Raw genomic sequence first — 13,190 nt, 5'->3', positions numbered from 1 at the left:
GGTTGTCTCTCTAATATGAAGAATTATAGGAGGGGGCCCGCCGCTTCCTTCATCAACGATTACCCTATTCACGGCCCATGAAATTCCAAGGTTCCGAGAGTTACGTTGCCACGCAAGACCTGAAATTGGCGGTGAATGCCGCCATCACCTTGCAACGGCCCCTGCTGGTCAAGGGCGAGCCGGGCACGGGCAAGACCATGCTGGCCGAGGAAGTCGCGCGCGAGCTCGGGCTGCCGCTGCTGCAGTGGCACGTCAAGTCCACCACCAAGGCACAGCAGGGCCTCTACGAATACGACGCGGTGAGCCGGCTGCGAGACAGCCAGCTGGGCGACGCAGAGAGCAGCGAGCGCGTCAAGGACATCCGCAACTACATCGTGCAGGGCGTGCTGTGGCAGGCCTTCACGGCCGATGCGCCGGTGGCGCTGCTCATCGACGAGATCGACAAGGCCGATATCGAATTCCCGAACGACCTGTTGCGGGAAATCGACCGCATGGAGTTCTATTGCTATGAAACGCGGGAATTGATCCGCGCCAAGCACCGGCCGCTGGTGTTCATTACCTCGAACAATGAAAAGGAACTGCCGGACGCGTTTCTGCGCCGCTGCTTTTTCCACTACATCAAGTTCCCGGAAGCCGACACCATGCGGCAGATCGTGGCGGTGCATTTCCCCACGCTCAAGGGCGATCTGCTGTCTGCCGCGATGAAGACGTTCTACGACGTGCGCGGCCTGCCGGGCCTGAAGAAGAAGCCGTCGACCAGCGAGCTGATCGACTGGCTGAAACTGCTGGTGGCCGAAGACATTCCGCTCGCGGCGCTGCAGAGCGCGGACCAGAAGGTGTCGGTGCCCCCGCTGGTGGGTGCGCTGTTGAAGAACGAGCAGGACGTGAGCCTGTTCGAAAAGCTGGTGTTCATGAACCAGCGCAACCGCTGATGTGCGCCTAGCGCAAGGACTGGAGCCCGGCCCATGAGCGAAGCGCGCCGTCTGCTGATCGAAGGCATCTCGGATGCCGTGGGCTTCACCCTCGGTGCGCTGGCGGGCTACTGGCTCGGACGGCTGCTCGGCCTGGATCTGTTCGCGCCGGGCTACGGTACGGCCAGCCTGCTGGCGATCGCGCTGGTGGGCCTGGGCGGCGGGCTGGGCCTGCATGCGGCGCGCCGCTGGCGCCGGCGGCGCAGCGAACCGCGCTGACGCAGCGGCACGGTCTTCCCCCCTTTTTCCTCCCCCCTCTGCCCACGGAACGCCATGGCCTTTGTAGAACCCGTCACCTTGCAGGATCGCGGCGTGCGCCTCGAGCCGCTGGAGCTGTCCCATGAAGCGGGCCTGGCCGCCGCGGCGACCGATGGCCGGCTCTGGCAGTTGCGCATCACGTCGGTGCCCGAGCCCGACCAGACACGGGCCTACATCGAGGCCGCCTTGCAGGCGCGCCGCGAAGGGCACCGCTTCGCCTTCGCGGTGATCGACGAGGCCAGCGGCGAGGTGGTCGGCACCACCAGCTACCACGACATCGTGCCGGCCATACGGCGCGTGGAGATCGGCTGGACCTGGTATGCCAAGCGCGTTCAGCGCACCCATGTCAACACCACGGCCAAGCTGCTGCTGCTCACGCATGCCTTCGACACGCTGGGCTGCCACGTGGTGGGCTGGCGCACCGACAACTTCAACTTCGCGTCGCAGCGTGCCATCGAGCGGCTGGGCGCGAAGAAGGACGGCGTGCTGCGCGGCCATGCCCTGCGCCGCGACGGCACGATCCGCGACACGGTGATGTACAGCATGCGCGCGGGCGAATGGCCCGAGGCGCGGGCCCAGCTGCTATATCTTTTGCAGCAAAGAGCCCAGGCGGCATGAGCGCCACAGGCACTTTCGACCTTGAAACCCACTGAAAGCACGGCATGCTGATCGACTTCTTCTACACCCTGCGCGCCGGCCAGTTGCCTGTGTCGGTGAAGGAGTATCTGTCGCTGCTGGAAGCGCTCCAGGCCGGCGTGGTCGGCCCGAAGTCGGAGGACGGCTGGAGCATCGACGACTTCTACCACCTGGCCCGCACGGTGCTGGTCAAGGACGAAAAGCACTTCGACAAGTTCGACCGGGCCTTCGGCGCCTATTTCAAGGGCGTGGAAATGGTGGCCGACTTCCGCAAGGAGATCCCTGCCGACTGGCTGCGCCAGGTGCTGGAGCGCGAACTGACGCCCGAGCAGAAGGCCGCCATCGAGAAGATGGATTGGGACGAGCTGATGGAGACGCTGAAGAAGCGTCTCGAAGAGCAGAAGGAGCGCCACGAGGGCGGCAGCAAGTGGATCGGCACCGGCGGCACCAGCCCCTTCGGCCATGGTGGCTACAACCCGCAGGGCGTGCGCATCGGCGGCGCCGGCAAGAACAAGAGCGCGGTGAAGGTGTGGGACCAGCGCGCCTACCGCGACTACGACGACACGCAGGAGCTGGGCACGCGCAACATCAAGATGGCCCTGCGCCGCCTGCGCAAGTTCGCCCGCGAGGGCAACGAACTGGAACTGGACCTGGACGGCACCATCCGCAGCACGGCGGCCAACGCCGGCTACCTCGACATCAAGATGGTGCCCGAGCGCCACAACAACGTGAAGCTGCTGCTGCTGATGGACGTGGGCGGCACCATGGACGAACACGTGCAGCGGGTGGAAGAGCTGTTCTCGGCCGTCAAGAGCGAGTTCAAGCACCTGGAGTTCTACTACTTCCACAACTGCGTCTACGACTTCATGTGGAAGAACAACCGCCGCCGCTTCGCCGAGAAATTCCCTACCTGGGACATCATCCGCAAGTACAACAAGGACTACAAGCTCATCTTCGTCGGCGACGCGACGATGAGCCCCTACGAGATCCTGCAGCCCGGCGGTAGCGTGGAATACAACAACGAGGAGGCCGGCGCCGAGTGGCTCACGCGGCTGCTGCACGCCTTCCCGCACCATGCCTGGATCAACCCGGAGCCGCAGGGCGTCTGGCAGTACCGCCAGAGCATCGGCGTCATCCAGCAGATCCTGGGCCACCGCATGTATCCGCTGTCGCTCAAGGGTTTGGAAGAGACGATGCGGCTTTTGTCAAAATAGTCCTACGGAGGGTCGGGGCGCATGAGGGCGCGGTGCCATCCGTCGCTCTGACACCCTCTTGCCACCACTTCCGGGCTCCGTTTCTTGAAAGCTTCCCCCCGCACCGCGTCTCCTCCGTCCTGCCAAGTCCCCTGGTCCGCCCTGCTGCTGTGCAGCGTGCTGGTACTGCAGGGCTGCAGCCTGTTGCCCGGCGCCAAGAAGGGCAATGCCGACGCTGATGCCGAAGATGCGGTGCAGACCATCGGCGACAAGAACGCGCCCGATGCCTTCGCCCTGCAGGTACAGGCGCCCGACGCCATCCGCGAGCAGCTGGAGCGCCACATGGAGCTGCAGCGCTTTCGCAAGCTGCCCGATCTGCAGGCCGCCGAGCTGTCGCGCCTGCTGGGCGCGGCCGACGCGAATGCGCGCGACCTGCTGGGCACCATGGGCTATTTCAGCCCCACGCTCACCATCGAGATGCGCGAAGTTTCCGAACCCGGCCGGCCGCCGCGCGTGGTCGTCGTGACCGTGGAGCCCGGTCCCCGCACGGTGGTGCGCGACGCCGACGTGGCCTTCACGGGCGACGAGGCCGAGTCACCGGGTTTCGCCGAGCGCAGGGCCGGCATCCAGCGCGACTGGTCGCTGCAGCCGGGCCAGCCGTTCACCCAGTCCGCCTGGGACAGCGCCAAATCGCAGGGCCTGCGGCAGCTGCAGACGCGCCGCTACCCCACCGCGCGCATCGACAGCAGCCGTGCCGAGATCGACGCCGACAAGAATGAAGCCAAGCTCGCCGTCACCTACGCGCCCGGTCCGCCCTATCGGTTCGGCGCGCTGCGCGTGTCGGGCAGCGAGCGCTACGACCCCGATGGCGCGCGCCGCATCGCCCGCCTGCCCGAGGGCGACGAGTACAGCGAAACCGCGCTGCTCGACGCCCAGCAACGGCTGGCCAGCAGCGGCTACTACGACGCGGTGTTCCTGTCCGTCGACACCGACGGCACCGACCCGCAGGCCGCCCCGGTGGTCGCCCAGGTCCGGGAAGCGCCGCTCAAGAAGGTGGTGTTCGGCGTGGGCCTGTCGACCGACAGCGGCCCGCGGCTGAGCCTGGACCACATCCACAACCGCATGCCGGGGCTGGGCTGGCGCGCCGTCAGCAAGCTGTCGGTGGACCGCAAGAACAAGCTGGCGTCCACCGAATGGACGGCGCTGCCGGAAGAAAACGGCTGGCGCTGGTTCACCGGCGCGCAACTGCAGCGCGAGACCACCGGCAGCTACGAGGTCAACAGCGGGCGCGTGCGCGGCGGGCGCACCAAGAACAGCGACCACATCGACCGCAGCTACTTCCTGCAATACGACATGGCCAAGAGCCAGGGCGAAGCCGCGCCGCCATCGAGCTCGTCCATCACCGCCAACTATGCGTGGACGGGCCGCTACTTCAACAACAACACCGCCCCCACCCGCGGCTGGGGCGTGGCCTCCGAGATCGGGGTCGGCACCACGCTGACGCCCGAGCGCGACCCGTTCGTGCGGGCGCTGCTGCGCTGGCAGGGCTACGTGCCGCTCGGGCCGGTCGACCTGGGCGAAGGCATCCGCCGCGACAGCCGGCTGGCGCTGCGCGCCGAAGGCGGCGCGGTGCTGGCGCGCGAAGGCGCCAACATTCCCGTCACCCAGCTCTTCCTGACGGGCGGCGACACCACGGTGCGTGGCTATGGCTATCGCAAGATCGGCGCGCGCACGGACAACGACACGCTCTACGGCGGCCGCTATCTGGCGGTGGGCAGCGCCGAATGGCAGCGCCCCATCGTGCTGCGCGGCAACCGCACCGATTTCGAAAGCGCCGTCTTCATCGACGCCGGTGCGGTCGCGGACAAGGCGGGCGACCTGGAACCGCGCGTGGGCGTGGGCGCGGGCCTGCGCTGGCGCAGCCCGGTCGGGCCGCTGCAGGCCGATGTGGCCTATGGCGTGAAGTCGCAGGCGGTGCGGTTGCACCTGCGGCTGGGCTTCAGTTTCTAATCAATTTCCGGAAGGCGTGCGCGCCGCTCTTCGCATGGCCATCCCACAGACCCCCAAGAACCCCTACGCCGCCGCCGCGGCGCCCCAGCCCCACCCGCGCCGCCGCAACGGCTGGCTGATCGCCGCATGGAGCCTGCTGGGCTTGCTGGCGCTGGTCGCCGTGCTGCTGGGCGCGGCATGGTGGTGGACCGGCGGCGACTCGTCGCTGGCCGCCACGCTCAACCGCGTCGCCCGGTATCTGCCTGCCGGCCAGACGCTGGAGAGCCGCGACGTCACCGGCTCGGTGCGCGGCGGTGGCCGCATCGGCTGGCTGCGCTGGAGCGGCCCTGGCATGGCGGTGGAGGTGAACGACGCCGACATCGGCTGGCGCCTGGCGCCGCTGCTGCAGCGCAAGGTGCAGTTGGGCCAGGTGCATGCCGCGCGGGTGGTCATCACCCCCCAGCCGATCGACAAGCCCGCCGAACCCACGCAGCCGCTGCAACGCCTGGCGCTGCCGGTGCAGGTGGACCTGCCCTTCCAACTGGACGAGGTGGTGTGGGCGCCGCCCGCCGCAGACCCGGTCACGATCCGCCAATTGCAGGGCCGCTATGGCTACGACGGCACGCGCCACGAACTGGTGGTGGACAACGTCGAGTTCGCGCAAGGCCGGTATGTGGCGCGGGGCACGCTGGGCGCCGAAGCCCCCATGCCGCTGGACCTGACGCTGGACGGCAGCGCGCGCACCGCCCCGCCCGGCGGCGGCCCCGAGCTGCAGGCCAACGCCCACGCCACGGTGCAGGGCACGCTCGCGACCGAGGCCGCGCGGCTGCAGGTGGCAGCGCAGCTGCGCGGGGCGGTGGCGGAAGCTGCCGAAGGGGCCGCGACCGCGTCGGCACCGGCGGCCCCGGCCAGCGCCGTGGCCGCCTCCAGCGCGCCGCAGCCCAAGGCAAGCGCCCGCAGCAAAAGCACGGGCAAGCCCGCCGCCACCGCGCGGGCCGCCAGCAAGGCCCCGCCGCCCGAGCTCATGGAAGCGGACGTGCAGGTACAGGTCGCCCCCTGGGCGCCGCAGCCACTGCTGCAGGCCCAGGCCGCACTGCGCGCGCTCGACCTGGCCGCGCTGTGGCCGCAGGCGCCGGTCACCCGGCTGAGCGGCGACGTGCGCGTGGAACCGTCGGCCACTGCGGCTGCGGCAGGCGCGGCTCCGGGCTCTGTCGCTACGGCCCCCACGGCGGCGGCATCGGCGGGCCAGGCCGCAGCGAACAGCACGGCCGCCCCATCGGCACCCACGGGCTGGAACATCGCCGCCCAGCTGCAGAACGCCCTGCCCGGCCCCTGGGACCGGCAGCGCCTGCCCGTCAGCGCCCTGCAAGCGCAGGCCGCCTTCGACGGCGCGCGCTGGACGGTGCCGCAGGCCACGGTCACCGTCGGCACCGGCAGCCTGCAGGCGGAAGGCGCTTACACGCCCGCCACCGGTGCGCTGGAAGGCAAGGCGCAACTGCGCAACCTGCGCCCCGACGCGATCGACAGCCGGCTGGACGCGACACCCCTGAGCGGCACCGCCAGCGCCGATGGGGAGCAGAACGGCGTGATCCGCTTCACGGCGGACATTCGCGGCGGCGCCGCAGGTGCGGCTTCCGCAGGCGCGACGGGCGCGGTAAGAAGCGCTGCGCGCAACAAGACCACGGCCACGGCCGCACGTACTGCACCCCTGCGCATCGACCGCCTGGCGGCCGAGGGCACCTGGCGCACCGACCGGCTCGACCTGACGCGCCTGCAGCTCGATGCGCTGCAGGCGCAGGTGAGTGCCCGGCAGGTGCAGGTGAACCTGGCCGAGTCCTCCGCCAAAGGCCAGCTGCAGGCCACGCTGCCGGGCGCCAGCGCGCAATTGAACGGCGCCATGGCGGCCCGCACCGGGGCCGGCACGCTGGACCTGCGCGTGGCGGACGCCCAGCGACTGCAGCGCTGGCTGAACACCGTGCCCGGCGCCGCCGGCCTGCTGCAGGGTGCCGTGCTGGAAGGCAGCGCCACCCTGGCCGCACGCTGGAACGGTGGCTGGCAGACGCTGCAGCGCCAGCTGCAGGTGGCCGGCCTGCTGGGCGGCCCGGCCGTGGCTGCAGGCGCCGGCAACAGCACCTTCACCTTGCAGGCACAGCTCGCCGTGCCGCGATTGAAAGCCGACCTGCCACCCCGCCCGGGCACCAACACCGGCCCGCAGACGCTGCAGCTCACCGACCTGCAGTCCACGCTGGCGGGCTCCGTGCCGCAGCTCAACCTGTCGCTGGAGGGGCAGGTGCGCCAGGGCGAGCAGCGCGCCAGCGTGCGCCTGCGCGCCGAGGGCGGCAACACGGGCGCAGCCGGCCAATGGCGTGCGCAGATCGCCGACCTGCGCGTGGTCGCATCGCCCGCAGGCCAACCCGGCCCATGGACGGTGCAGCTGACCCAGCCTCTGGGAGTGACGGCGCGGCAGGCGCCCACGCTGCTGGTGGAGACCTCTGCCGGCCAGGCCACGGTGACCGGCCCCGTGCCGGGCGACGTGCGCCTGCGCTGGGAACCGGTGCGGTATGAACAGACCGCGCAGGGCCACATGCGCCTGCGCACGCAGGGCGCGCTGCAGGGCCTGCCCACCAGCTGGGCCGATGCCTTCGCGCAGGGCGACCAGCCGCTGCTGCAGCGCCTGGGCCTGGGCGGCAACCTGGTGCTGAATGGCGACTGGAACATCGACCTGGGCGACACCTTGCGTGCCAGCGCCAGTGTGCGCCGGGCCAGCGGCGACCTGCGCGTGCTGGCCGGCGACAGCATGCCCACCACCACCGTGGTGCGCAGCAGCGGCCAGGGTACCGGCAGCGGCGCCCCGCAGGCAGCCGAGGGGCCGGGCACGCCCGCCGGCATCCGCCAGGCCGAGGTCCGGCTGGATGCCGAAGGCGAGACGGTGCGCGCCCGCGTGATGTGGGACAGCGAACGGGCCGGCCGCTTGCAGGCCGACGGCAACACCCGTCTGGCGCGTGGCGCAGACGGCGGCTGGCTGTGGCCCGAGGACGCGCCGCTGGCCGCCACGGTGAAGGCGCAGATGCCGGACGTGGGCGTGTGGTCGGCGCTGGCGCCGCCGGGCTGGCGCGTGAAGGGCACGCTGCAGGCCGACGCCGCGCTGTCGGGCACCCGCAGCGCACCACGCTGGAGCGGCACGCTCGGCGCCGACCAGCTGGCCGTGCGCTCCCTGCTCGACGGTGTGGATCTGCAGGACGGCCGGCTGCGCGCCGTGCTGCGCGGCGACCGTTTGGAGATCACCGAATTCCGCGTGAACGGCGGCAGCGGCAGCAATGCGCGGATCGCGGGCTTCAGCGGCAACCGCACCAACGCACCGCGCTCCGGCGGCACGCTGACGGGCTCGGGCAACGTGTCCTGGGCCGGCGTGGGCTCCGCCGGAGCTGGCACTGGCGGCGGCTCCGGCATCGCGATGGACTTCAATGCACAGGCCAACGCGCTGCAGGTGCTGGTGCGCGCCGACCGGCAGGTCAGCGTGTCGGGCAACCTGCAGGCGCGGCTGCAAGGCGGGCAGTTCACGCTGCGGGGCCGGCTCACCACCGACCGCGCCACCATCATCCTGCCCGAAGCCGGCGCCCCGACGCTCGGCTCCGACGTGGTCGTGCGCTCTGCCGCCAAGGACCGGGAAGCGATGCAGCAGGCGCAGAAGGCGGCCACCGCCTCGGCCAAGGTCGAAACCGCCCGGCCGCCCGACATCGCCGTCACTCTCAACCTGGGCAACGACTTCGCGCTGCAGGGCTATGGCATCACCACCCGCCTGACGGGCGAGCTGGAGATCCGCAGCGCCGGCTCGGCCACCGCGCCGCCCCGCGTGACGGGCGAGATCCGCACCGACCAGGGCCGCTACCGCGCCTGGGGCCAGTCGCTGGACGTCGAGAACGGCCTGATTCGCTTCAACGGCCCGTACGACAACCCGGCGCTCGACATCCTGGCCATCCGGCCGAACATCAGCGTGCGCGCGGGCGTGCAGGTCACCGGCTCGGCGAAGGCGCCGCGCGTGCGGCTCTATTCCGACCCCGACCTGCCCGACGCCGAGAAGCTGTCGTGGGTGGTGCTGGGCCGCAGTGCCGCCGCCGGCGGGGCCGAAGCCGCATTGCTGCAGCAGGCCGCGCTGGCGCTGCTGGGCGGCAACGGCGACGGCGGATCGGGCAACTTCGCGCGCCGCGTCGGCCTGGACGAGATCGGCTTCCGTGGCCCGGGCAGCGGCGAAGACGCCAGCGCCGCCGCCCTCACTTTCGGCAAGCGCCTGTCCAAGGACCTGTACGTGACCTATGAGCGCAGCCTGTCGGGCGCACTGGGCACGCTCTACATCTTCTATGACCTGTCGCAGCGCCTGACGCTGCGCGGCCAGACGGGCGCGCAAAGCGCGGTGGACCTGATCTACACGCTGCGCTACGACTGACCAAATGGGCGTGCGCGGCTGCGTGGCAGAGCGCGCCGCGCCCCGCATGCGGTCGGCAACGTCCTGCCCTGGCGCCGGCGCCGGGGCGAGGTGGCGCACACCCGCTGGCCACTGCTGCGGCCGGCGGCATTCCCCACGCGCCGCAGGGGATGGCGTCGCTAGAATCCTGCGCAGGGTGTCGTCACATGGGGTGCGGCAGGTAGAGCGAAGGTCGGGCCGCCTCGCGGAACTCTGTCGACCCTTCCCATGCCCGCTCTTCCCATGGAGTCCATTGCGGCTCTTCTCTTCGCATTGGCCGTGGTGCACACGTTCACTGCCAGGCAGTTCGAACGCCTCGCCCATCGCTTCCCCCGGCATTCCGGTGTGTTCCATTTCCTGGGTGAGGTGGAAGTGGTCTTCGGGCTGTGGGCCATCGTGCTCGTCGCCGTGATGGCCGCCGTCATGGGCGGCGCCGAAGCCATTGCTTACGCCGAATCCCGCAACTACACCGAACCCTTGTTCGTGTTCGTGGTGATGGTCATGGCGGCGTCCAGGCCCATCGTGCAGACCATCGGACGGCTGCTGGACTGGACTGCCCGGCGCATGCCGGTGCGCACGCCCGTGGCGGCGGCATGGCTGGGCCTGGCCGTCGTTCCCCTGCTCGGCTCGCTCATCACCGAGCCGGCCGCCATGACCCTGGCCGCCCTCATGCTGGCCGGCCAGATGTTCCGCAAGGACGTGCCCGAGCGCGTGAAGTACCTGGCGCTTGGCGTGCTGTTCGTGAACGTGTCGATCGGCGGCACGCTCACGTCGTACGCAGCGCCACCGGTCCTGATGGTCGCCGCCACCTGGGGCTGGGATTCGTGGTTCATGCTGACGCACTTCGGCTGGAAGTCCGCGCTGGCGGTAGCCATCAATGCCACCGTCGCAACCTTCGTGTTGCGCAAGCATCTCACCCACACCACGCGGGCAGACGCAGACGCGGCAGCCGACCGCACGCCACTCGCCCTGGTGGCCCTGCACGTCGCGCTGCTGGCAGCGGTCATCGCAAGCGCGCACCACCCGGTGATCTTCCTGGGTCTGTTCCTGCTCTTCCTGGGCATGGCGCAGGCCTACCCGCAGCACCAGAGCCGGTTGATTCTCAGGGAAGCCCTGCTCGTCGGGTTCTTTCTCGGCGGGCTGGTGGTGCTGGGCGGCATGCAGCAATGGTGGCTGCGGCCGATGGTCGAAGGCATGGAACCGCTGATGCTCTTCTTCGGCGCGCTGGGCCTGACAGCCATCACCGACAACGCCGCGTTGACCTATCTGGGCTCGCTGATCGACGGCATTTCCGACCCGGCCAAGTACATGCTGGTGGCCGGCGCGGTGGCCGGTGGCGGTCTCACCGTCATCGCCAACGCGCCCAATCCGGCCGGCGTGGCCCTGCTCAAGGCCGGCTTCCAGGATGGCACCGTCAGCGTGGGCGCCCTGCTGCTGGGTGCGCTGCTGCCCACCGCCGTTGCCGCCACGGCCCTGCTGGTCCTTTGAGCCTGGGCGTGCTCACCTGCAGAGTGTGAAAGGCGGCACGGCAGCTGGCGCATTTTTTCCACCGCCGCGGCTGCATCTGCGCGGTCAGCCACCGTGCTTTCACCTGAACCGCGAACGGCTGGCAGCCCTTGTCGCCACGCTCTGGAGCTCCACTTTCTCGCGGCAGCAGGAGCCAGGGCGCAGCACCATCGGGCTGCCAGAAGGCTCTTGTCGGCGCCCGTACAATGCCGGGCTGTCCTCCTCATAGTTCAATGGATAGAACGAGTGCCTCCTAAGCGCTAGATGCAGGTTCGATTCCTGCTGAGGGGACCACAGCCTCCCCTTCCGGCACGCCAGTGCCCGATGTCACTCAGGCGCCTGCCTGCGCCCAGCATCCCAAACCATTCCGCCCGACCATCAGTGCCGCAGAACGCGATGCGCGGGACACCGGGTGGACGGTGATTTCACCCCGCCAACGAGATGGCGCTGGCTGGCAGGGATGCTGTTCGCGGGCTTTCCGGCGCATGCGTTCACGGCGCGTATCGCCGGGGCTGGGCCATGGGCGGGTCATCAAGTTGACAGCCGGGCGCATGGCCCCCCTTGTCAGGCAACGCCCTCGCGGCAGCAGGTCGGCCGACCACGGCCGGCGAGGCCGGCGTCCCACAGAGAGGCGTCAGGGTGGTTTCTATAGTGTGGGTGCAGTGCAGCGAGCAGCTTGCTGCGATGGCTTTTTTGCCACCTTTTTGCATCCCCCCGACCCACCGCTTCACCCATCAAGGACGCCCATGAGCGACAACGACCAAGGCAAGCCGAACCCCATTCTCAACGCCGTGTCCAACGCCGTGGCCGCTCTCCGCGCGGACGACGACCAGCTGGCCCTGGCGAAGGCGCATGAAGCGCTGGAGCCCAAGGCCATTGAAAAGCTGGAAGTGGCCGAGGCCCGCCGTCAGCCCACCGTGGCTGACGCGGTGAACCACCTGCTGCGTGAACAGGGCCGCTCCACGGACCCCACGCAACTCGTTCCGGGCGTGACGACGCGGGAGATCATGGTGGACGGTGCCGCAGGGTCGCTGCCTGCGACGGTCTACACGCCCGAAGGCGGCTCCGTCGGCCCCCTGCCCGTGGTGCTGTATTTCCACGGCGGAGGCTGGGTGATCGCCGACCGCAAGGTGTACGACGGCGGCGCGCGAGGCCTGGCCCAGCAGGCGCATGCCATCGTCGTGTCGGTGGACTACCGGCAAGCGCCCGAACACCGGTTCCCCGCAGCGTGGGACGATGCCCTGGCGGCCTACCGCTGGCTGACGACCCATGCCGACACCCTGGGCGGTGACAAGCACCGCCTGGCCCTGGCCGGCGAAAGCGCGGGCGGCAACCTGGCCGTGGCCACGGCCGTCGCCGCGCGTGACGCCGGCCTGCCCGCGCCACGCCATGTGCTCAGCGTCTACCCGGTCGCGCAGACCAGCTTGAATACCGAGTCATATCTTGAGAACGCCATCGCGAAACCGCTGAACCGCGCCATGGTGAAGTGGTTCGTGGACCACCTGATCCACTCGGAGGACGACCTGAAGGACCCGCGCCTGAGCCTGGTCGACGCGGACCTGAAGGGCCTGCCCCCGGTCACGATCATCAATGCCCGCATCGATCCGCTGCGGGGTGACGGGGCGAAGCTGGAAGATGCGCTGCAGGAGGCCGGTGTGCCTGTGGAGCGGCGCGATTACGAAGGGGTTGCGCACGAATTCTTTGGGGCGGCTGCAGTGTTGGAGAAGGCTCGGGAGGCCCAGGGGTGGGCGGGTGAGCGGTTGAGAGAGGCGCTCAGGGTTTGAGCGGGGTGAGGAAGGGTGGGGTGTGAAGCTGATCCGCCTTTCCCTTCCTGCCCTGTACCGCAATGAATTGACTTGCTTTCGCGTTGGCTGGCGGTTGGCGGTTGGCGGGTGCCCGGGGTTCCCGGGCGTTTTTTTTTGTTTTCCGCCTTTGCGCCCTGTGGGTGGGCGCTTGCTACTACGGATCTCGGTTTGTTGGTGAAGTCTTGCTTGTAGCGACCGAGGAAACAGACCCTTCGGGGTTAGCTTGGCGAAGCCTGGGCGTGCTGCCGGGGCGGTGCTGGCGGGTGCTGGGCCTTTGCTTCCCGGGGCCGGGATTTCGCCCCGGCGGGCGAGTAACTTTCTTTCGTCTCGCCGAAAGAAAGTCACCAAAGAAAGGGCGACCCTGCTGTGC

Annotated in this window: 8 protein-coding genes and 1 tRNA gene; all 9 read left to right on the top strand. The window is 69.6% G+C overall.

All coding sequences use genetic code 11. The annotated features are described in order from the left end of the window. The first annotated feature begins 77 nt into the window (after positions 1 to 77). Complete coding sequence (locus ASF94_RS04530) at positions 78 to 932, top strand: MoxR family ATPase (RefSeq protein WP_056662247.1); 855 nt, start codon at positions 78 to 80, stop codon at positions 930 to 932. Positions 933 to 965: 33 nt separating this feature from the next. Next, positions 966 to 1,190 (top strand): hypothetical protein, encoded by a 225-nt coding sequence (locus tag ASF94_RS04525; RefSeq protein WP_056662244.1) that lies wholly within the window; start codon positions 966 to 968, stop codon positions 1,188 to 1,190. 54 nt (positions 1,191 to 1,244) lie between these two features. Further along, the gene (locus ASF94_RS04520; RefSeq protein WP_056662240.1) at positions 1,245 to 1,847 is read left to right on the top strand and encodes a GNAT family N-acetyltransferase; all 603 of its coding nucleotides are present in this window, start codon (positions 1,245 to 1,247) and stop codon (positions 1,845 to 1,847) included. Between the two features lie 44 nt (positions 1,848 to 1,891). Then, the gene (locus ASF94_RS04515; RefSeq protein WP_056662237.1) at positions 1,892 to 3,079 is read left to right on the top strand and encodes a VWA domain-containing protein; all 1,188 of its coding nucleotides are present in this window, start codon (positions 1,892 to 1,894) and stop codon (positions 3,077 to 3,079) included. Between the two features lie 84 nt (positions 3,080 to 3,163). After that, entirely contained in the window at positions 3,164 to 5,068 is a 1,905-nt protein-coding gene (locus tag ASF94_RS04510; protein ID WP_056662234.1) for an autotransporter assembly complex family protein, read from the top strand. A 34-nt stretch (positions 5,069 to 5,102) separates the two neighbouring features. Next, positions 5,103 to 9,491, top strand: coding sequence for a translocation/assembly module TamB domain-containing protein (locus tag ASF94_RS04505; protein WP_056662231.1), 4,389 nt, complete (start codon positions 5,103 to 5,105; stop codon positions 9,489 to 9,491). 246 nt (positions 9,492 to 9,737) lie between these two features. Next, the gene (locus ASF94_RS04500) at positions 9,738 to 10,997 is read left to right on the top strand and encodes a putative Na+/H+ antiporter (RefSeq protein WP_056662228.1); all 1,260 of its coding nucleotides are present in this window, start codon (positions 9,738 to 9,740) and stop codon (positions 10,995 to 10,997) included. A gap of 237 nt (positions 10,998 to 11,234) precedes the next feature. Then, a tRNA-Arg gene (locus tag ASF94_RS04495) sits at positions 11,235 to 11,309 on the top strand. A 452-nt stretch (positions 11,310 to 11,761) separates the two neighbouring features. Continuing rightward, on the top strand, positions 11,762 to 12,799 hold the full coding sequence (locus tag ASF94_RS04490; protein ID WP_056662225.1) for an alpha/beta hydrolase: 1,038 nt from the start codon (positions 11,762 to 11,764) through the stop codon (positions 12,797 to 12,799). Positions 12,800 to 13,190: the final 391 nt, after the last annotated feature.

This window comes from Acidovorax sp. Leaf160, assembly GCF_001424265.1.
Taxonomy (GTDB): domain Bacteria; phylum Pseudomonadota; class Gammaproteobacteria; order Burkholderiales; family Burkholderiaceae_C; genus Paracidovorax.
The sequence above is the reverse complement of the archived record's forward strand: the minus strand, read 5'-3'. Positions and strand labels throughout refer to the sequence as shown.